24 protein-coding genes and 1 pseudogene are annotated in these 19,225 nt (G+C 37.8%); 23 read left to right on the top strand and 2 right to left on the bottom strand.

All coding sequences use genetic code 11. The features are described 5' to 3' along the window. The 17 genes and pseudogenes from RT269_RS14415 to RT269_RS14495 all read left to right on the top strand — a co-directional run. The coding region (locus RT269_RS14415) for a hypothetical protein (protein WP_442913820.1) at positions 1-232 on the top strand (232 nt) is incomplete at its 5' end. Continuing rightward, positions 225-1,058 (top strand): HNH endonuclease, encoded by an 834-nt coding sequence (locus tag RT269_RS14420; RefSeq protein WP_313183573.1) that lies wholly within the window; start codon positions 225-227, stop codon positions 1,056-1,058. The genes RT269_RS14415 and RT269_RS14420, both read left to right, overlap by 8 nt. A gap of 536 nt (positions 1,059-1,594) precedes the next feature. Continuing rightward, entirely contained in the window at positions 1,595-3,511 is a 1,917-nt protein-coding gene (locus RT269_RS14425; RefSeq protein ID WP_313183575.1) for a hypothetical protein, read from the top strand. Between the two features lie 721 nt (positions 3,512-4,232). Beyond that, positions 4,233-4,595 carry an IS66 family insertion sequence element accessory protein TnpA gene (gene tnpA, locus RT269_RS14430; RefSeq protein WP_313183576.1) on the top strand — a complete coding sequence of 121 codons (363 nt, stop codon included), beginning with the start codon at positions 4,233-4,235 and terminating at the stop codon, positions 4,593-4,595. Next, positions 4,589-4,930, top strand: a complete 342-nt coding sequence (gene tnpB / locus RT269_RS14435; protein ID WP_313183578.1) for an IS66 family insertion sequence element accessory protein TnpB — start codon at positions 4,589-4,591, stop codon at positions 4,928-4,930. Before tnpA ends, tnpB begins: the two co-directional genes overlap by 7 nt. Before the next feature lie 186 nt (positions 4,931-5,116). Beyond that, positions 5,117-6,630: pseudogene (tnpC, locus tag RT269_RS14440) on the top strand (IS66 family transposase). 214 nt (positions 6,631-6,844) lie between these two features. Continuing rightward, complete coding sequence (locus RT269_RS14445) at positions 6,845-6,985, top strand: hypothetical protein (RefSeq protein ID WP_313183580.1); 141 nt, start codon at positions 6,845-6,847, stop codon at positions 6,983-6,985. Positions 6,986-7,261: 276 nt separating this feature from the next. Beyond that, a complete protein-coding gene (locus RT269_RS14450) occupies positions 7,262-7,642 on the top strand; it encodes a recombinase family protein (RefSeq protein WP_313183582.1) in 381 nt (126 codons plus the stop codon). Between the two features lie 260 nt (positions 7,643-7,902). Beyond that, the gene (locus tag RT269_RS30395; protein ID WP_313183584.1) at positions 7,903-8,043 is read left to right on the top strand and encodes a lmo0937 family membrane protein; all 141 of its coding nucleotides are present in this window, start codon (positions 7,903-7,905) and stop codon (positions 8,041-8,043) included. Positions 8,044-8,153: 110 nt separating this feature from the next. Beyond that, complete coding sequence (locus tag RT269_RS14460) at positions 8,154-8,501, top strand: YtxH domain-containing protein (RefSeq protein WP_313183586.1); 348 nt, start codon at positions 8,154-8,156, stop codon at positions 8,499-8,501. Positions 8,502-8,629: 128 nt separating this feature from the next. Next, positions 8,630-8,965, top strand: coding sequence for a hypothetical protein (locus tag RT269_RS14465; RefSeq protein ID WP_313183588.1), 336 nt, complete (start codon positions 8,630-8,632; stop codon positions 8,963-8,965). Between the two features lie 211 nt (positions 8,966-9,176). Beyond that, on the top strand, positions 9,177-9,824 hold the full coding sequence (locus tag RT269_RS14470; protein ID WP_313183589.1) for a hypothetical protein: 648 nt from the start codon (positions 9,177-9,179) through the stop codon (positions 9,822-9,824). A 171-nt stretch (positions 9,825-9,995) separates the two neighbouring features. After that, positions 9,996-10,280: a hypothetical protein gene (locus tag RT269_RS14475; RefSeq protein WP_313183591.1), complete on the top strand. Its 285-nt coding sequence runs from the start codon at positions 9,996-9,998 to the stop codon at positions 10,278-10,280. A 50-nt stretch (positions 10,281-10,330) separates the two neighbouring features. After that, positions 10,331-10,918 (top strand): hypothetical protein, encoded by a 588-nt coding sequence (locus RT269_RS14480; protein ID WP_313183593.1) that lies wholly within the window; start codon positions 10,331-10,333, stop codon positions 10,916-10,918. 378 nt (positions 10,919-11,296) lie between these two features. Further along, positions 11,297-11,776 (top strand): DUF2975 domain-containing protein, encoded by a 480-nt coding sequence (locus RT269_RS14485; protein WP_313183594.1) that lies wholly within the window; start codon positions 11,297-11,299, stop codon positions 11,774-11,776. Between the two features lie 10 nt (positions 11,777-11,786). Then, positions 11,787-11,993 carry a helix-turn-helix domain-containing protein gene (locus RT269_RS14490; protein WP_313183595.1) on the top strand — a complete coding sequence of 69 codons (207 nt, stop codon included), beginning with the start codon at positions 11,787-11,789 and terminating at the stop codon, positions 11,991-11,993. Positions 11,994-12,416: 423 nt separating this feature from the next. Continuing rightward, positions 12,417-12,563 (top strand): hypothetical protein, encoded by a 147-nt coding sequence (locus RT269_RS14495; protein ID WP_313183597.1) that lies wholly within the window; start codon positions 12,417-12,419, stop codon positions 12,561-12,563. A 433-nt stretch (positions 12,564-12,996) separates the two neighbouring features. Here RT269_RS14495 and RT269_RS14500 read toward each other — a convergent pair whose 3' ends face one another. Both RT269_RS14500 and RT269_RS14505 read right to left on the bottom strand, forming a co-directional pair. Continuing rightward, on the bottom strand, positions 12,997-13,743 hold the full coding sequence (locus RT269_RS14500; RefSeq protein ID WP_313183599.1) for a response regulator transcription factor: 747 nt from the start codon (positions 13,741-13,743) through the stop codon (positions 12,997-12,999). A 20-nt stretch (positions 13,744-13,763) separates the two neighbouring features. Further along, positions 13,764-14,984: a sensor histidine kinase gene (locus RT269_RS14505; protein WP_313183600.1), complete on the bottom strand. Its 1,221-nt coding sequence runs from the start codon at positions 14,982-14,984 to the stop codon at positions 13,764-13,766. A 317-nt stretch (positions 14,985-15,301) separates the two neighbouring features. Here RT269_RS14505 and pduA point away from each other — a divergent pair, with 317 nt between their 5' ends. The 6 genes from pduA to RT269_RS14535 are packed head-to-tail and all read left to right on the top strand — an operon-like array spanning position 15,302 to position 19,214. After that, positions 15,302-15,586, top strand: a complete 285-nt coding sequence (gene pduA, locus RT269_RS14510) for a propanediol utilization microcompartment protein PduA (protein WP_097003575.1) — start codon at positions 15,302-15,304, stop codon at positions 15,584-15,586. 17 nt (positions 15,587-15,603) lie between these two features. After that, entirely contained in the window at positions 15,604-16,389 is a 786-nt protein-coding gene (pduB, locus tag RT269_RS14515) for a propanediol utilization microcompartment protein PduB (protein ID WP_313183602.1), read from the top strand. Positions 16,390-16,417: 28 nt separating this feature from the next. Continuing rightward, the gene (locus tag RT269_RS14520; RefSeq protein ID WP_313183604.1) at positions 16,418-16,966 is read left to right on the top strand and encodes a BMC domain-containing protein; all 549 of its coding nucleotides are present in this window, start codon (positions 16,418-16,420) and stop codon (positions 16,964-16,966) included. After that, on the top strand, positions 16,963-17,595 hold the full coding sequence (locus RT269_RS14525; RefSeq protein WP_313183606.1) for a phosphate propanoyltransferase: 633 nt from the start codon (positions 16,963-16,965) through the stop codon (positions 17,593-17,595). The genes RT269_RS14520 and RT269_RS14525 overlap by 4 nt, the downstream gene beginning before the upstream one ends. Further along, positions 17,570-18,463 carry an ethanolamine utilization protein EutJ gene (gene eutJ / locus RT269_RS14530; protein ID WP_313183607.1) on the top strand — a complete coding sequence of 298 codons (894 nt, stop codon included), beginning with the start codon at positions 17,570-17,572 and terminating at the stop codon, positions 18,461-18,463. Before RT269_RS14525 ends, eutJ begins: the two co-directional genes overlap by 26 nt. Before the next feature lie 7 nt (positions 18,464-18,470). Then, positions 18,471-19,214, top strand: coding sequence for a flavoprotein (locus tag RT269_RS14535; protein WP_313183609.1), 744 nt, complete (start codon positions 18,471-18,473; stop codon positions 19,212-19,214). Positions 19,215-19,225 lie beyond the last annotated feature (11 nt).

Genomic DNA, 19,225 nt, shown 5'->3' on the forward strand with positions numbered 1-19,225 from the left:
TGAGCGGTTACAAATTGAATGCTTTGGTGAGAATTTAGGAGTTCTTACAAGCGAAGTATTTAGACATGAAGTAACAGAATCAGGTGTACATAAAATGCTTTTGGAAAGTGTAGAAAAGCTTGATACATTTGAAGAAGTAATGGAAGAGTTTGATAATCAATTAGGATTTGAGGCTCAGGCGATACTGCGATCAATGTTAGCCAATAAGAATGAAGGAAGTTCTCATGAATAAAGTAGAAAGACCTAATGAAAAAGTAAAAGATGTTTTTGATAAATGTATTAGCAAGGTTTCTAATCGAGACTTAAAACAACAATTAGAAGGGTGTGTAACTGAAATTGTCCAGGATGAAAAAATATATCAAGAAAAAGCAATTAAGCATAAGCTTATTGAATTTCCTAAAAAGAATTTGATAAATGGAAAAGTACCTATTGGTGAAATGAAAAAGGTCTATACATATAGAATGGTTAATTTAAATCAACCCGGAAGGATTTTCTATAATAAGTTATTGAACTCCATACAAATATGTCCTTTTTGTAGTGTTCGGGATGTTGCTACTTTAGATCATTATTTGCCGAAATCACAATATGCGTCGACAGTAGTAACCCCAGTAAATCTGATTCCTGCATGTAGAGATTGTAATAGCAATAAAGATGTATTTGATGCTGAGATAGAGGAGGAAGAATTATGGCATCCTTATTATGATGATTATGGACCAGTACGTTGGCTATATGTTTTGATAATTGAGACATTTCCTCCTGTAGCTGAATATTCCATAAAAATACCATTTGATGAAATGGAAGAAGTAATGGGAAAGAGAATTCAAAAAAGTTTTGATGTATTTGAACTTGGAAAGTTATATAGCACACATGCGGCAAAAGAATTGAATGATATAGAATTCTATATAAAAAGCTTAAAAAGGGAAGCAGGAGTAAATAATGTGAGGAAGCATTTACAGATGATGTATGAAAGCTTTTATGAAGCTGATAGTAATTCTTGGAGAACGGCATTGTATGAAGCTTTAGCAAATTGTGACTGGTATATCGAAGATTATTTATAATCCAATACCTCGTAATCTTTAGGTTGCTTCCTCAAATTGACAATAAAATTGGGGGAGCGGTTTGCTTTTAAATAGATATTTATTTTGAAGGATGCTCGAATTGAGTGTAGGTATCAAATAAGTTGGTGTATAGAAAAATAGACAATTTCTGTTTATAATTGAAGGTTGTCTTTTACCAGCAAAGCTTTTGAAGAGTGGGTGAAGTAATCTTTGTAAAAACAGATCTTCTATAATAAGTGGTAGGGCTGAAGGCTTTTTGATGAGTTTTTTGCCTTTGGTTTATATATACCTACCTATCAGGATATAATAAAGACGTGAACAATATGTTCACGTCTTTATTATATCTATCGATGTATATTCACAAATAGTGTTATGAAAATAGTATATAATTCTAAAAAATTACAAAAAATTTATTACTTTATAAATAAATATCATGTTATAATGTGGTTAGTGCCATTTATTATAACAAAATATTATAAAATATTTGAATAATTTCGTTAAAAATGATTGATAAAACTTATGTTAGGAGATAAATTATGCAATATGAATATATAAATTACAGTAGATATAATATTGATAATATCTATGAAGCATTTGAGCATGAAAGTAAAGAAAATTTTTTTAAAATATGTAAAGCATTAAAGTTTACCATCAATCCTTATCCAGGGTCCCATAGATATGCAGCCCAAATAAAGCAATTAGATATTTGGCTAAGGACTAGACTTTCAGGTGGGGAGAATAAAATTTGGGACAAGTTATTAGAGGAATCTAAATATATCAATATGCTATATAAAGATTTATATAACGATCCTGATTATATAGAGGCAAATTCAATAGACTCTTCCAAAGAACTTACTTCATTTTTGGTGTGTATGGAGTATTCATTAATTGCTATAAGGGAATTAATGTTAGGGAATGAATATCTAAATAATCAGCTTGGCTCATTTCTAAAACCAAAGAAATCATTTGAGGGTATAAATAATAATTTGCTCTTTTATGGAGAATTATATGATAATTTAAGTGTTAAAATAAAGGAGATACTAGAATATATAGTATTTTACAAAAAAAATAATCATGTATGCGAAAAGATAAATATAAGTGATGTAATGAAATCACGCGGGCATGTAGCTGCGATAATGGTGAAAAATAATATTGATATGATCACAGAAAGCTGGCAATTTGGTGGAATAAATATTGATTGCAATGAAAAAATAATTACATGTAGCAATAATTTTTGGGGTCATATAATAAGAACTTATTGGGAAATGCGAGAACGAAGTGTAACTACTACTGAAGCGATGGCACTTGAAAAGTTTCCTATGATGGAAGAAGAAAAGTGGGATATTGAAAGGACAAAGTTTATTTTGCAAAAACAATTATATATAGATATTTCGAATTGTAAATGTAAAATAGTACATAAAAATAAAGATGACGTCATAATAAACATACTTGACTTTGTAAAAGGATTTGCAAGGATAAAATATATATGTCAGCAGCATCTGATAAACAGAAATTCAAAGATAATAAGCGGAAATATAAATAAAGTTTGTGTTCAGATAAAGAAAAAAGATTTAAAAAGAAATCTGCTGCAATTAGGCATCGATAATGCAGAGTTAGTATTAGAATTACTAACATATCAAAAAAACAAGGATATAATTGATGCACCACTAATATCTTATGGAAATTATTATTATATGATTCCTACCTTAGTTGTATCAACTCTTATTTCTGAAGTGGTATTATCTATGGCAAATGTATTTGAATTTCGAGGTAAAGAACTTGAAAAATGTCTGCTTCGTTTATTAAAAGAAGAGGGCATTATATGCGGGAAAATAAAGAGACATGAAAATGCAGATACTTATGAATGCGATAGCATATTTATATTAGATAATAATTTATTTTTAGTAGAGTCAAAGGCCTGGGGGTTTCCAGGGAATATAACACAATATTATAATATGAATGATAAAATCATAGAAGCAGGAAAGCAGCTAGATAGATTAGCTAATTATATTACTAATAATTTACAGGATGTTTTGATTGAGCTAAATTTGGAGGCGGATTATAGAATTGATAATATTTATAGAATTTTATTAAGTAATTTCCAAAGGGCAGATGAGCAGATTTTGGATAATACATTTTTATGTGACTTTAATACCTTTAGGGGAACAATTAAAGGTGTTCCAAGTGGTGTTTTTGTTGCTGGAAATGATTATGCTTTAACAAGATTTTCTGATGAACCAATGCGTGAGTCGCAAATAACATGTAGTAAATTAATTGATTTTTTAAAAAATAATGAACTATTAAAGCGAACGAATAAACTTTTAGAAAAAGAAATATTTTATGAACCAATTAATGAGTTGTATTTGAAGCAAGTAATATTAAAAAGAAATATAGGTTTGATAACAATAGGAGATGAAAACTTGGAAAAAATGATTAAAAACCAGAGAATTTAAATAAAGATATCATCATATTAGGAAGAGATTCGTTAGATATAGACATATTTTACTATGTTATTACTTAATTACTTTGGAGATTGTCTAAGTGATACCGAAGAGGAGCGTTTCTATTGAAAGCCTCTAAATAAGAAATTCATAAAAGTTATCATGCTATAATTAGTATATTTATTTTATGAACAACAGTGGTTGAGCGTTTGGAATTACTAAATCAGTATATTGATTTCCAATCTAATTACTATTTGAAAATTGTTTCAAAATATGAAATTTATTTTATTAATAGAAAAAAATGATGAATTGGTGAAAGATATATCAGATGAAAGCTTTGAAAAAATGGAGTAATAAGAATAAAGGACGGTAGGAAAAATAACTTCTGCCAAGGAGTAGTCACGCCATTCAATAATCCGAATTACAGCCTCAACAAATGTTGAGAGCGTGATTCGGATGCGGCGTTGTGGAATGGAAAGCAAAAAGTAGGGTTTAACCACAAGATGTCGTGGATTTGGGAGAAAAAAAGGGCTAAAATCAGGGCAAAAAATGCACGATTTTAGCCCTCTTTCAGCGTAAGCGCCTAATAACCGAGCGGGTTGCCCACGTTCTTTAAAATCTGCATAATTGTAGTGATAATAAGTTGGATTAATTCACTACAGATACGGAGGATAGATTTATTGGATCATCTCGCAAACCACGTGTTCCACAATCGGAACAGTTTAGACTCATCATGGAATGCCGCAACTGCGGCATGACAGATGCCGACTGGTGCCGTGAGCACGGCATTGCAGCAAGCACATTTTGTAACTGGGTAAGCCGCTGTTATAAAGAAGCCAGTGGCGAAATTCCCGAACCTAATTATGGTCACTCTGAGGTCCCATATCCTAAACAGGACGTGGTTCCCATTGACATAATTCCGGATTGCTTTCCAGAACAGCCTTCTGTTTCAGCAGCTCAGCAGAAAACCATGTACATTGACAATCCACATACGATTGAAGTTGTAATGAATGGCATTAAAATCCGGATTCGCAATGACGTGAATCCAGTGGTTCTTTCAGAAACCCTGAATCTTCTGAAGGAGTTCCTATGCTAGCCGACATTTCTGCTGTAGATGAAATTTTCATTGTCTGTGGTTACACAGACATGCGTAAGTCCATTGATGGCCTTTGTGCCATTGTACAGGGGCAGTTGGAAATGAATCCTGTATCGAATTCACTGTTTCTTTTCTGCGGCAGACGCCGTGACCGTATGAAAGCATTGCTTCATGAACCGGATGGCTATGTTCTGATTTACAAACGGCTCTCTGTTCCAGGCGGTTATCAATGGCCCCTGAAGCAGTCCGAAGTAAGGAACTTAACCTGGAAACAGTTCGACTGGCTGATGTCAGACATTGATATTGACCAGCCCAAAGCACTGAAAACGACCTGATTTTCTCACAAGATCATGCATATAAAAGTGCTGTAATCCTTGTGTTTTCGGTGCTCCTTTCTCTCGCAAAAATGCCTCTTTTCTGGTATAATAGAGGTATCAAAGACAAGGAGAGAAGCCGTAGATTCCAGTGCAAAAGACATCCAACTTCGGGAATTGAAAGATATCATTTCACAACTGAAAACAATGCTGTCTGAACAGACGGAACTGATTAAATCTCTCCGTCTTATTATCGAAGACAAGGACTCCCAGGAAAAAGAGCGTCTTGAACGAGAGAAAGTTCTGCAGGAGCAGATCGACTATCTCACAAAGAAACTCTTTGATACTTCAAGTGAAAAAAACTTACTTGAAATGCCGGGACAGCTGAATCTGTTCAATGAAGCGGAAAGCGAACAGGATCTTTCCAAACAGGAACCGGAGATAAATTTAAGGGTGTTCCGGTTGAAAAAGTGATTCTTGAACTTCCTGAGGAAGAACAGCTCTGCCCTGTCTGCAGTACACATCTAGAACCGATTGGTCAGGATTTCGTACGCAGGGAACTGGAATATATCCCTGCAAAAGTAAAGGTTGTTGAGTATTACAGCACCCATTATGGATGTCCGGAATGCAAGACGGGGAGCAACGATACTCCTGTCATCCTTAAAGCAGAAACGCCTGCTCCGCTTATGAAGCACAGTCCTGCCTCTTCTTCTGCAGTTGCCTGGACGATGTACCAGAAGTATGCAAACGCCATACCTCTGTACCGTCAGGAAAAAGACTGGAAACAGTATGGAGTCGAACTGAGCCGGACAACACTTGCCAACTGGATCATCTACTGTGCATCGCATTACTTTCAGCCGATGTACGATTACTTCCACCGGAAACTCCTTGAGCGGAACTTTGCTATGGCTGATGAGACCAGAATCCAGGTCTTAAATGAACCTGATCGAAAAGCGGAAACAGATTCTTTCATGTGGCTGTTCCGCAGCGGTGAAGATGGCCTGCTGACAATCATTTTCTATGGGTACTCACCGACCAGAGCCGGTCAGAACGCGGCAGATTTTCTGTCTGGATTTCAGGGGTATCTGGAAACGGATGGGTATCAGGGCTACAATAAAGTCCCCGGAATCAAACACTGCTGTTGTTGGGCGCATACCCGCCGGTATTTTATCGATGCGGTTCCGAAAGGAAAACAATACGATTACGGCCAACCGGCAGTACAAGGTGTCCAGTTCTGCAACCAGCTGTTTTTCACAGAGTATTCCATTCATAAAAAACACTGTTCTTACGAAAAACGTAAACAGCTTCGTCTCGAGAAGGAAAAACCTGTTCTGGAGGCTTTTTGGTCGTGGCTGGATAAACAGCGGCCCGTTCGGAATTCCAGAATGTATAAAGCGGTGCAGTATACTTTGAACAGGAAACCATATCTTGAGACTTATCTGGAAGATGGGCGCTGCAGCTTTTCAAACAATCTCAGCGAGAATGCAATCCGTCCATTTACCATCGGAAAGAAAAACTGGCTGTTCAGCAGCTCTGTGGAAGGAGCTGAAGCCAGTGCGGTCACCTATACAATGGTCGAGATGGCAAAGGCTCATGACCTGAATATTTATGGTTATCTCAAATATCTTCTTGAGCATTGTCCCAGTGCCAACATGACTGACGAACAGCTTGATGAGTTAGCTCCTTGGAGTGAAAAACTCCAATCTATCAAAAACGATTGAATGTGAATTATAGTAAATTACTCCAACTAACAATGGTTGGGGTGATTTTTTTAGAACCGCCTTTTTATTAGGCGCTTACCTTTCAGCAAAAAATACTGATGCAGAAACCTGATTGTAAACAAATGAGAATGTAGCTTTTTTCATATCTAAAATAGTAATTGAAGTTTGCAGTACCCAAGCGGGTGCTGCATTTTTGCGTTAAGGAGGTTTTAAAATGAGGAAGCAGATTATTACTATTCCTGCAAGACGAAATCAAGATGATAAAGGGTTAAAGGTTGCCGCCTATTGCCGTGTCAGCACAGAGGATGAAGAGCAAAGGCATAGTCTAAAGGCACAAGTAGCTTACTATGCGTAAAAAATCTGTGATAATCCGGCTTGGGATTTTCCCGGTATTTATGCTAAACAGGAATCTGGTACAAGAGTAGATAATGGAGATGAAGTCCAGCGGTTAATGAATGATTGCAGAAATGGAAAAGTGGATTTGATTTTAATGAAGTCTCTTTGCCGCTTTGGCGCAATATATTAGATGCCCTTCTTATGCTTAATGAATTATCAAAATTAAATGTGGTTGTCTACTAGGAAACTGAGGACATTTGGTCTAATGATCCTCGGGTAAAAAAAATATATTACTATGGCAGTAGCGGCTTATCAGGAAGAAAGCAGACAAAAAAGTGAAGCTATCAAATGGGGTATCCACCAGATCAGTTTCCATGGACATATAAAGTTGAATCACTCACAGTTTCTTGTATATGGTAGAGATAATAATGGCGACCATGTAGTGATTGAGGAAGAAGTTAAAATCGCACGATTTATTTATGATTTGTTTCTGCAGGGATATGGTTGTCACAAGATCAAGAAATATCTTGAAGATCGGGGTATCAAAACTATCACTGTTAAAGAGCAATGGAGTACATCAACCATCGACCGAATTCTATCCAATGAAAAATATATTGGTCATAATTCAGCATTGTATCATGGGAAAGAAATTCCTCTAGTCGGAACGGCTTTATAGAGAACATGTATCCCCCATTGAATATATAATTTCAAAAAGCATTGACTTGTATTACCATATGGTGTAACATAAGAGTATAACATTTATGTTACAAATAAAAGTGTCCGATACATTAAAGAGCTGTATAAGTGTAAAGATTGGATTTTACAGCTAAAAAGAGAGGAAATATATAAATAATTTAACAAAGTTTTTAGTAATAAAATCAACAGAGAAATTTAAAGAGCAAGTTTATTAAACTAACACTAAGGGAGAGATGCGTAATGTTATGGACAATATCAATTATTCTCATTGTTTTATGGATTCTGGGCTTAGTAACTTCGTATACGTTGGGTGGATTTATCCATATTCTTCTGGTAATTGCCATTATCACGGTTTTAATAAGAATAATCAGGGGAAGATAAAATTAATGGCTAAATTTCATTCCTCATTCCGGTCGTCTGAAAAGTAAAAAGCAATTTGGACTTGAACGGTTGAACAATGCCAAGTAATTAAAAATTAGGAGGATTTATTTATGAAAACAAAATATCTTTTGGAATTAGTTAGCAGGAAGCAGGCAAAAACAAAGGAAATGCAAAGGCTCGTGATAGGCGTGGGTATTGCAGGCGTTGTAGGTGTAATAACAGGAGCTTTGATCGCTCCCAAATCAAGAAAAAAAATAAAGGATAAGGCGATTGACACGACAGAGGACATCGGCGATTTCATTCAGAAAAAAGAAAAAGCCATAAAGAATACGGCAACTGATACCATCGAGAAAGTCTCCGATGCTATTGAGGATGTGGAAGAAAAAACGGATAATATAGCAAAAGAAATGAAAGATGAGCATCAGAAAATTAAAAAAGGTATGGAGCAAACCACATAGCCCGTTTCCCCTCAACTACATTCCCATATCTGGTCAATTGACGGCATTCATCAGATTGGCTGACCTGCATGTGGCGGATTGCAATCAATGCATACAATAACTTATTAATAGAATTGGAGGTGCTTCTTATGGCAAAAATGATGAGTTTTATTCTTAGTTTGGCTTTTCTTGTAATAGGATTTCTGGGCCTTACCAATCTGTTGCCGCTATTTATAACTTATCCCGTTTTAGCCAACATCGGGGCAATTGTTCTTGGTATACTGGGGCTGTTGATCTTGATATATGCTGGACGAGGTGGGGAAATTGCACGTCAGAGAAAGGAAAATTCCCAACAGAGAGAAGAAAATGAGCAGATAAGACTGGCGATGTCGGATCAGTTAAAAAAAGAAAATGAACAGTTAAAAAGGGAAATAGATCAGTTGAAGAAGGAAAATGAGCAACAACGAAACACGATTGAGCAGTAAGTGTTGCATAAGCGCGGTGAAATTTTTTTGACGAGCAGTACGGCTAAAACAGTAAGAATCGTAAAAACGCAGCGAATTATACTGCGTTTTTGCTTATATTATGAGGTTGACAAATATAGATAATCACTTTATCATTAAGGTAACACCTAATGGACAGGCAAATTACAGCTTTAGTATAAGAATACTAAACTGAAAAATAAGAGGTACAGACATGAGTGAAAAGCGAGTAGCAAAACCGGGCGATTCAATAAAAGACAATGATGAATCCATTGTTCAGAAAGTTGTAACTGATATTTCTAAAAATGTTCAAGGAAAATATAATACAATCGATCTTGAAAAAATTCCGGATCATGTAAACTACTCCAAGGTCGAGAAATACCTTCGATCTATAAACGTTGAGGTTACCCGGAAAATGTTTTTCTCGTATCTCGCAGAGAACCTTATCCCTGCAGAGCATGAAGTAAAAAACTCCAGATATTCTTATTACACAAAAGAACAGATCATCTACTATATTTTAATAGACATGTTCAAACCAATACTGCCGTTGAACAAGGTAAAAGATCTGTTTGACGATCTTTTGAAGCCAATGATCGTTGAAAGGGGATTGGAGTCCACATTTAAAACATTGTGCGGACTAATCACTTACATGGTGGAACAATTCACAGAAACAGCCGTATCTATAATTGGAAATAAAGAGTTAGAGGCAACTGATATTGCATTAAAAACACTGGGGGCCACTAGTACAGAAGATTCAGATACACTCTCCTATGTTTCCCAGTATACAAATCTTGTGACATTGTGCATGGCAAAAGGCGCTCTGGATTTTTATAAATATTCACCAAACACCTTATTGGAATAGCAGTGTGTCGGAACGGTATTAAAAATACAAGGATTTTAAGTATAACAAAAGATATAATAATTTATAAAAATCAACGGAATGTTTTGCGGAAATCGCAAGCTGCCGCTTATTGTGTAAAAATATGTGTTTTTACCGATAGCTAATAAATTGCGACAGAATAATGAAATTAATGTGGGAATCGGGTTTGCAACAGGGCGTGAAAGTGGATCAACTAAAGAAGAAAACATACGTTTAAACCTTTTGGCTGCCTATGATCTGAAATATTCAAATACAAAATCCACAGATTATACAAATGTCAACAAAAAATTGCTGGAGTTGATTGATGCCACTTATTTTATCGGCAAAACTACAATTCAAACTGAAATTGAATATATGAGAAAGGAAAATGTCATCAATAGGGCAGAAGGTCGTTTAATATTTGTAACAGGATATGCCGGAAAACGCAATATCTTGTAGTATCTGGTTGTAGTTCTACGCAAAAGGCTGAAACAAATGGTGCGCCTCCAGTGAGTGCTGACGGCAATGTTATCACTGAAGTCAAGGAACGAGGCCTTAAATTCACAATATCTCAAGAATACATGGATAAAGGTGTTAAGCTGGAACAGTATAACGACAACATGAACGGATACCACGAAATATCCCTCTATTATTATAGTCCGTCTGCCACTAAAGCTTTAGATACAGTAATTAACATGGATCCTGATAAGCGTACAAAGGAAGTCTCTGACGAATATACGCAAAAAATCTGGAATACAAGCCGTAACATTATGGAAATTGTAATGCTGGAAACGAAAGAGTATAAAAAGCTGGTTGATTCAGAAACCAGTTTGGATAAAATCACCGGATATTCGCCTTCTGAAGAACTCGGAGCCAACGACGGCTATACCTACATCATCTCTATTCCAGATTTGGATAATGGGGATCTTAATAAAGATGAAATTGAAGAATATAAGCAATGCAAGGAATATATGCAAACAGTAAAAGAAAATCTTTCTTTTATTCCGGTTGAATTGGAAAATACGGATACTGTAATTGGAGACTCCATGCCGACGTTCAAAATCAAAAGAAACGTGTTGCGGCCTACTGCCGTATGAGCACGAAATTTGAAGAACAGCACAAAAGTTTAGAAATGCAAATGAGTTACTATAAAAATATGATTTTGAATAATTCAGAGTGGGAATTCACAGGTGTTTTTTCGACAGCGAGAGTGGTCTGAGAAAATCCAAGCGTAGTGTATTTTGCCTAAAGAAACAAGAAACATGCATTTCGAATACAAAAGTGGCATCTCGTTTACAAATATTCAGTTGTCAGTTACAAACACTGCATTTCGGATTACAAAGTGGCATCTTATCTTACAAGTGAGTATAGTAAAGCAATAAACAATGACGATATTTCTATTTTCAGAAAATATTTATTGACAAACGATAAAAAATATTTATAATCAAGTAAACTGAAAAGAGAGAGGTGCTTTCATGAAACGCTGTTCAACTATCATCCTTCGGTGCGCTGTTGTTTTCGCTGGAGTTGTCATGCTTGTCATATGTGGTGTTATTGCATGGATTGCTTTTTTTGAAAACAGGCCTGATCCATATAACATGGAATATATCGGGTTTATTGGGACATACGCAGCTTCCATACCCTATTTTATTGCGCTGCATCAAGCAATGAAATTGTTGAAATATATTGATACCGGTTGTGCGTTTTCGGAATTGTCTGTAAAGTCCTTGGATATTATTACACGCTGCGCTATCGTTGTTTTTATTATTGTTACAGTGGGAGGATTACCTTTCTTTTATACACTGGTGCAATTAGACGATGACACGCCGGGGTTTGTGTTACTGGGCTTGCTAATCTCGGGTAGCGCATTTTTAATTGCCGTTTTTACGTCTGTATTGAAACGACTTTTACAAGACGCTATCGATGTCAAATCGGAAAATGATTTGACAATATGAGGTGACGAATATGGCAATTATAGTTAATGTTGATGTCATGCTGGCTAAAAGAAAAATGAGTGTTACAGAACTTTCGGAGGGCGTTGGGATAACAATGGCTAACCTTTCGATATTAAAAAATGGCAAAGCAAAAGCGATCCGATTTTCAACTTTAGAAGCTATTTGCAAAGTGTTAGAGTGTCAGCCTGGCGATATTTTGGAATATAAGAATAGTTGAGTACAAAAATGTGGTTTGTCGTGACACAGTAGCGAGGTTAAGCCTATGGAGAAAGAGAAATGGCTTCGGCTATTTGGAGAAAAACGACATTCTCCATCAGAATAGTGGCGTGAACATGTCTGAGAGAATGATAATCAAAGGCAAGTTTCAATTCATGATGTATTACTCGGCTATGCAGAGTTTATGAGCATGATGTAAAGCCATTGAATATTTAATGAAAACTATTAACTATCAGTATTAAGCTGGTAGTTTTTTATTGTTGTAAATCCAGAAAACTGATATTAGATCGGGCTGATAGATGTTGATAGTCACAACTTCCCAGACCTTCCACTAATGAAGCTGTCAGCATGGCACAGCCAGCGCAAAGAAGTTGATTACATATCGGCATGTGCAAGCGGCCCGAGGTTGTAAGGAAATGTTAGCGTGATAATCACAAAGATTAAAGAACAGGCTTATTCAGGGGCTTTGCTGAGAGAAGAATATATATTTCAGAAGTACCTAGAAAGTGCAAATGCTGACGTTACGAACTTCTCCGCATTCGGTAAAAGGGGGATCACATGCGTTGATTAGCAGGCAATAAACAGACTAAGACGGTATCCCATGTTGATTAAAAGGAAAGTACAGAGGATGACGCAACACTCATAACCAAGGTGTCACTCCCATGCTGCTGGCATTATTCCTGACGATCAAAACTTCCACATGCTCAACAGAGACTCAGTGGAAGTTTGCTTCCAAGGGTGGAAACAAGAGTAAGGGATATACTTATTCAGGTAGTGACACCCTGTCCGAAGTGGGGTGGACAAGCAATGATGGGGGCCTTCACGTGGTTAAGCAGAAAGGCCAAATGAATTAGGAGTTTACGATATGTGCGGTAAATTCTACTATAATGACGATTATCGATTCACCAGTACTTACCTCTATTTCTATTCCGCAACAGACCACACTATTGGTGTGCGGATTGGTCTTTATTGAGATGAAAGGTTTTTTATGGAGAGTAGTTTATTTACGATTTGAAATGCCGGGAGTTTGCGGTATTTTTTCTATATTGGGAAGGAGAAATACCTTCCTGTTTCTGAAATACCTTTGTAAAATAGGAAGCGTCATTAAAATTTAGATCCGCTGCAATTTCATAAATAGGAGCGTCTGAGTATTCTAGCATATTTTTTGATCTCTCAATTTTTAGCTTTATGATATATTCTGTAAAAGAAGTTCCCATTTTTTGTTTGAAATATCTGCTGAGGTATTTTTCATTTAAATTAAATTCAGAAGCCAGGTCGCTTAAATTTAAATTGTCTAAATAGTGGTAATCAATATAATCAAGTATTTTTTGAATGTAATCTGTATATTCAGGAGGAACAGTAGAAGAAGAATCTGCTTTTTTGATAGATTTTAATATTTTATCCAGGCAGTTATACAAATCATTTGGAGCAATGGGTTTTAGCAAAAAGTCAATCACACCACATTTTATTGCTTGCTGAGCATAAGAAAAGTCATTGTAAGCAGTTATAATAACTGTATTAACGTTGGGAAGAAACCGACAAATTTCTTTTTGCGCATCCAGTCCATTGCATTGAGGCATTTCAATGTCCATCAGAATAATATCCGGTAAATGTTGGTGGGCTAACTTAATGGCCTCAAAACCGGTGGTTGCATATCCAACTAAATGAATATTGCGGTAATGGCGCTGGATTAACAGGTTCAGTGCCTTTCTTTCTAACGATTCATCTTCGCATATTAAAAGTTTATACATACAACCCGCCTCCTCTGATGCTAATGGTAAGTGACTGGGAGAAGAATATCTATTTTCGTATATGCGTACACTTCGCTGTCAATGGTTATGCCGTATTCTGGACCGTACATTTTTTTTATACGGGTCTGTGTATTCAATAATCCTAATCCAGAAGCAGGATTATCAAGGTTTTCCTCTGTCTGCAGCAATTCAATTATATTTCTTGAAATACCACATCCATTATCATAAATTTGAATTAAGATATCATTTTTATGATTCTTGTTAGTTTTTGTAATATCTATTTTTATAATTCCATTAACCATGCAATCTTTTAATCCGTGAATAAAGGAATTTTCCACCAGCGGCTGAAGAGTCATACTGGGGATGTGGCAGTTTCTTATGCTGTCTTCCACATTAATATGGCAGGTAATCTTATCCCCAAAACGGGCTCTTTGAATATTCAGATAATGGTTTAGATTATTAAGTTCTTCTTCGATGGTTGGGGTATCAGATGTATTCTTGATCGTATAACGCAGATAATTTGATAAATCATAAATCAGCTGTTCCGTTTCCTCAGATCCGTCCAAAAGCGCTGTTCGGGCTATGGAGTTTAAAGCATTGAAAAGAAAATGAGGATTCATTTGTGCCTGAATCCTTTTTAAAGTCTGAGCGGAAGCAATTTGCTGCTGCCGGATTCGCTCTATTGTTTCCCGATCAAGCTGCTGTTGTATGATAGTCTTATAGCTTTTTTCAGCAATATATTCAGCAAAAAAACTGTAAAACCTGAGGCACCGCTGTATGTAGTCTTCTGCAACAACAGGAATTTCAGATACTACCCGGTCTAAATCCTCTTTGCATAAATGAAATTGTTTTGCCAGCTTTTCCGTATCAATTAACTCTCTGTCTTGTTCATTAACCAGAACCTGTCCTCCCAAAACACCGCCTAAAAGAACGTCATTGACAATAATGGGAGCTGCACAGTCCTTTAACCCGCAGTGACAGTCGTATACAATGGAATGTCCTAATTCAAGGGAGTGTTTTAAGGCGTAATTGTCACATGATACACAGGCTTGACGGCCTGTATCAGAAGAGCGGATTAATTGGCAAAAAGTAGAAAAATTACTAAGAGAAGAAAAAGGTTTCCCATCCGTATTAACGGTTACAACAGAAAAGCTTACGATGCTTGATAACTCAGACTGAATTTTGCTGAATTCATTGAAGTCAATTAAGTTTTCGAGTAAAAGATCAAATTCTGAATTCATGAAAAAACTCAACTCCTCAAATTTAAGATATATAAAATCATATCATAGTTGATTAGCCTTTTCAATTCACTTTTACGAAGTGGTATTTTTTCCACCATGAAATTCCCTTAAAAGGTGGATAGTTAAAAAAAGTGGTAGAAAAAATACCAGATAATACATAGGGAAAGTACCAGAAGTACTTCCTGGAATCCTAAGGGAACGCAAATATATATGATAATATCTATAACGAAAACAAAAAAATCACACTTTTATTTGTGAAAATGTGACATGCTATTTGCATGATTACATAAATAAAAATTAAATTTGGAGGTACCAAAATGGGACAGGAAGCATTAGGTTTAATCGAAACAAAAGGATTGGTTGCATCAATTGAGGCAGCAGATGCAATGGTAAAGGCCGCAAATGTAGCTTTAATCGGCTATGAGAAAATTGGCTCTGGTTTAGTAACAGTAATGGTACGCGGTGATGTCGGCGCAGTGAAGGCAGCCACTGATGCAGGCGTGGCTTCTGCAAAGCGTGTGGGAGAGGTTGTGTCTGTTCACGTAATTCCAAGACCACATACAGATGTGGAGAAAATGTTACCAAAATTTCAGGAAAAATAAACAGGAGAGGGTAGATCATGGATAAGGATTTATTAGATAAGATTTTAAGTTCTGTTAGCGGTTCCGGAGAAAAAGGATCGGCGGCAGAAAGTGTAAATGTATGTAATTCGTCTCCGTGCAATCTTACTGAGTTTGTGGGAGCTGGAATCGGAGACACAGTTGGACTGGTGATCGCAAATCTGGATTATCATCTGCATGAAAATATGAAACTGGATCCCAAGTACCGTTCTATCGGTATCGTGAGTTCCAGAACAGGTGGCGCACCTCACGTGATGTCAGCAGATGAGGCGGTAAAAGCTACAAACACAGAGGTTGTAAGCGTGGAATTCTGCCGTGATACAAAAGGCGGAGCAGGACACGGAAGTACGATTATTTTTGCGGCAGAGGATGTATCCGATGCCAGACGTGCCGTAGAAATTATGCTGTCAGCTCTTGATAGAAACTTTGGAAATGTGTATGGATGCGATGCAGGACATATTGAGCTTCATTACACTGCCCGTGCAAGCTATGCGCTTAACAAGGCGTTTCAGGCACCTGTTGGAAAAGCGTTTGGAATTACTGTAGGAGCACCGGCAGCAGTAGGTCTTTTGATGGCAGACATGGCTATGAAAACAGCTAATGTTGATATTGTTACATATGCAAGCCCAGCATCAGGCACATGTTTTTCCAATGAAATTATAGTGACTTTTTCAGGCGATTCCGGAGCTGTCAGACAGTCTGTGCTGGCTGCAAGGGATGTGGGACTTTCCGTTCTTCGCGGTATGGGACAGAATCCAGTATCCGTTACAACGCCCACTCTGTAAAAATGGCACGGAAATGAGGTAGAGCCTTTTGAAAGATGAAGCGTTGGGATTAATTGAAGTAATTGGTCTGCTTGCAGCGGTGGAAGCGGCAGATACTGGTCTTAAATCAGCAAATGTTTCTCTGGTGGGCATAGAGAATGCGAGCGGAGCCTATTTTACGGTAAAGCTTTGCGGTGATGTGGGGGCCGTACAAGCGGGGGTCACTGCAGCACGGGTAAGCGCAGAAAAAGTCGGAACAGTAGTGTCTGCTCATGTTATACCTCGGATGGCCGCAGGGTTGCGGGGCTGGCTGCTAACGGAAGAATCTGCAGAAGCGAAAGAAACCCAACATGAGGAATACGGTGAAAAACCGGCAGAGGCTGAAGAAAAACCGGAAGAAGCTGAAGAAAAATCCGACGAAGCAGAATATGGGGAGAACCCGAAAGAAAACGAGAAAATGGAAGACAGTGAACCTGAGGAAGAAAAAAAACAAGCGTACACTTGTAATCTGTGCAAGGATCCCAAATGCCCAAGAGAAAAGGGACAAATGGAAAAATTGTGCATTCATGCAAGAGGAAAGCGAGGAAATGAAACATGACCGATCATCAGGAATTCACTGTAAAAAAGATATTGTCTATACTGGAAGATCAGCCAACGGGAACTGGAATACCCTTGGGAGTGTCAAACCGTCATATCCATCTGACCGGGGAATCTATGGAGATTCTTTTTGGAAAGGGATATGAGCTGACAAAGGCAAAAGACTTGGGACAGCCGGGGCAGTATGCAGCAAAGGAAACCGTGTGTATTGCCGGAAGAAAAGGCAGTTTCTCAAGTGTAAGAGTTCTAGGCCCGGTGAGAAAGCAAAACCAGGTTGAGATCAGCCGTACAGATGCGTTCTCATTAGGTGTAAATCCTCCTGTGCGTCTTTCAGGAGATTTGAGCGGCACAGCAGACATTTGTGTGATAGGGCCAAAGGGAATGATGGTTATGAAGGAAAGCGTTATTGTTGCAAAGCCCCATATCCATATGAGTCCTGCGGATGCTCTGTATTATCATGTAAATGACGGAGATACGGTATCTGTAGAAATTCCGGGTGAAAGAAGCTATACCATGTACGGAGTGGTAATCCGGGTAACCGGGCAGTCTGCACTGGAGTTCCACATTGATACAGATGAAGCTAATGCTGCAGGAGCCCCGTCAGGTGCCACTGTCCAGATTATTAAGTGAGAGGAATGGTAATGTGATCAGAGAGCAGTCTGGAATGGATAGTTCTAATGAATATCTGCTTCAAATGGAAGCAACTTCCGATAAAGAATTCATAGATTTAAAACAATTTGTGCTGCCTCTGAAAGTAGGCGTGGACTTGGGAACCTCAAATATCGTGGTGACGGTCTTAGACCAGCAAAACCGTCCGGTAGCATTTGAGTCGGAGTCGGCCGACGTGGTGAAGGACGGAATTGTAGTGCAATACTTAGATGCTGTCCGTATACTGGAGAGGCTGAAAGGCAGACTGGAAAAACGGTTGAACACGAAATTGGCAGAGGCTGCGACAGCAATTCCACCCGGTATCATAGCCGGAAATACCAAAGTGATTAGTAATGTTGTGGAAAATGCCGGCTTTCATGTGACTCATTTAGTTGATGAACCGGAAGCCGCCGCCGTGATGATGGGAATCCGGGATGGAATTGTCGTGGACATAGGCGGCGGTACTACCGGTGTGTCAGCAGTAAAAGATGGTCAGGTATTATATTCCATGGATGAACCCACTGGTGGAACACACATGACTTTGGTGATTTCCGGTGCTATGAAGCTGGAATTTTCAGAGGCGGAGCAGTACAAAAAGAGCCAGGATAACTATCAGCAGGTTTTTACCATGACTCAACCTGTTATGGAAAAAATGGCCCATATTACCTGTTCCTTTATGAAAGAACAGGAGGGCCCTGTTTATTTAGCAGGAGGAACCAGCTGCATAAAGGGAATTGAGACTGTTTTCCAAAAGTATCTTGGAATTGAAGTTTATAAACCGGAAAACCCTCTGTTGGTGACACCCATAGGAATTGCCATGTCAATTCCATCTGTGAAAGAGAAGGCATAGTAATAAAATGATAGAAAAAGAAGAAATTATCAGAAATATTTTAAAAAGTCTTCTGCCGATGATGGATAAAAAGGCATTGGTACTGCTTACTGGGGGAACTGCAGATTATCTGGAATATCAGAAGATGGTTGATGAGCTGTTGTTGACAGAAGCCAGGATAGCGGTAACTCCGGCTTTTCAGAGTCTGGCATCGAGTGAGATCAGAGACAGGCTGGGCCCGCGCTATATTATGGATGGGGGAATGTTATACCGGGAAATGAATGAAATCAATATAATCATTATTCCGGTGTTAACCAGAAATACTCTGGCAAAGGGAGCGATGGGAATTCAGGATAATCTGGTTTCCATGGCGATTGCAGCCGGCTTTATGAAGAAGATACCGATTCTGGCAGTAACGGAAAACTGCAGTCCGGACAGCGGCCATACAAGGGAAAAAGGAATGAACCTCAATGGGCCCTATAACCGGATGATGATTGGCTATGAGGAAAAGTGGAAAGAATTTGGAGCCATATTGATTGGACGGGAGGAATTTTCTTCCCGATTGAAGAAGATGCTTTATCCGGAAATAACTATTTATTCGGAGAGCCGTTCACCAGAACAAATATCATCAGAGGTTTTTCAGGTGCTGACCATGAAAGATGTGCAAGGCTTTCATCAGGGACAGAGGATCAGAGTATTTTCCCGAAGTGTCATTACTCCTTCGGCAAGAGAAGCATTAAACGAAAAGAACATTATTGTAGAAATTATTTAAGAAAAAGGGGA

This window comes from Lacrimispora sp. (genome assembly GCF_032078915.1).
Lineage (GTDB): Bacteria > Bacillota > Clostridia > Lachnospirales > Lachnospiraceae > Lacrimispora.

Coding starts and splice junctions, on each gene's coding strand:
- RT269_RS14425 (WP_313183575.1), top strand. CDS start 1,595: ATGCAATATGAATATATAAATTACAGTAGATATAATATTGATAATATC.
- tnpA (WP_313183576.1), top strand. CDS start 4,233: ATGGAATGCCGCAACTGCGGCATGACAGATGCCGACTGGTGCCGTGAG.
- RT269_RS14420 (WP_313183573.1), top strand. CDS start 225: ATGAATAAAGTAGAAAGACCTAATGAAAAAGTAAAAGATGTTTTTGAT.
- RT269_RS14490 (WP_313183595.1), top strand. CDS start 11,787: ATGGCAATTATAGTTAATGTTGATGTCATGCTGGCTAAAAGAAAAATG.
- RT269_RS14485 (WP_313183594.1), top strand. CDS start 11,297: ATGAAACGCTGTTCAACTATCATCCTTCGGTGCGCTGTTGTTTTCGCT.
- tnpB (WP_313183578.1), top strand. CDS start 4,589: ATGCTAGCCGACATTTCTGCTGTAGATGAAATTTTCATTGTCTGTGGT.
- RT269_RS30395 (WP_313183584.1), top strand. CDS start 7,903: ATGTTATGGACAATATCAATTATTCTCATTGTTTTATGGATTCTGGGC.
- pduB (WP_313183602.1), top strand. CDS start 15,604: ATGGATAAGGATTTATTAGATAAGATTTTAAGTTCTGTTAGCGGTTCC.
- pduA (WP_097003575.1), top strand. CDS start 15,302: ATGGGACAGGAAGCATTAGGTTTAATCGAAACAAAAGGATTGGTTGCA.
- RT269_RS14535 (WP_313183609.1), top strand. CDS start 18,471: ATGATAGAAAAAGAAGAAATTATCAGAAATATTTTAAAAAGTCTTCTG.
- RT269_RS14505 (WP_313183600.1), bottom strand. CDS start 14,984: ATGAATTCAGAATTTGATCTTTTACTCGAAAACTTAATTGACTTCAAT.
- RT269_RS14450 (WP_313183582.1), top strand. CDS start 7,262: ATGGCAGTAGCGGCTTATCAGGAAGAAAGCAGACAAAAAAGTGAAGCT.
- RT269_RS14460 (WP_313183586.1), top strand. CDS start 8,154: ATGAAAACAAAATATCTTTTGGAATTAGTTAGCAGGAAGCAGGCAAAA.
- RT269_RS14500 (WP_313183599.1), bottom strand. CDS start 13,743: ATGTATAAACTTTTAATATGCGAAGATGAATCGTTAGAAAGAAAGGCA.
- RT269_RS14445 (WP_313183580.1), top strand. CDS start 6,845: ATGAGGAAGCAGATTATTACTATTCCTGCAAGACGAAATCAAGATGAT.
- RT269_RS14465 (WP_313183588.1), top strand. CDS start 8,630: ATGGCAAAAATGATGAGTTTTATTCTTAGTTTGGCTTTTCTTGTAATA.
- RT269_RS14525 (WP_313183606.1), top strand. CDS start 16,963: ATGACCGATCATCAGGAATTCACTGTAAAAAAGATATTGTCTATACTG.
- RT269_RS14470 (WP_313183589.1), top strand. CDS start 9,177: ATGAGTGAAAAGCGAGTAGCAAAACCGGGCGATTCAATAAAAGACAAT.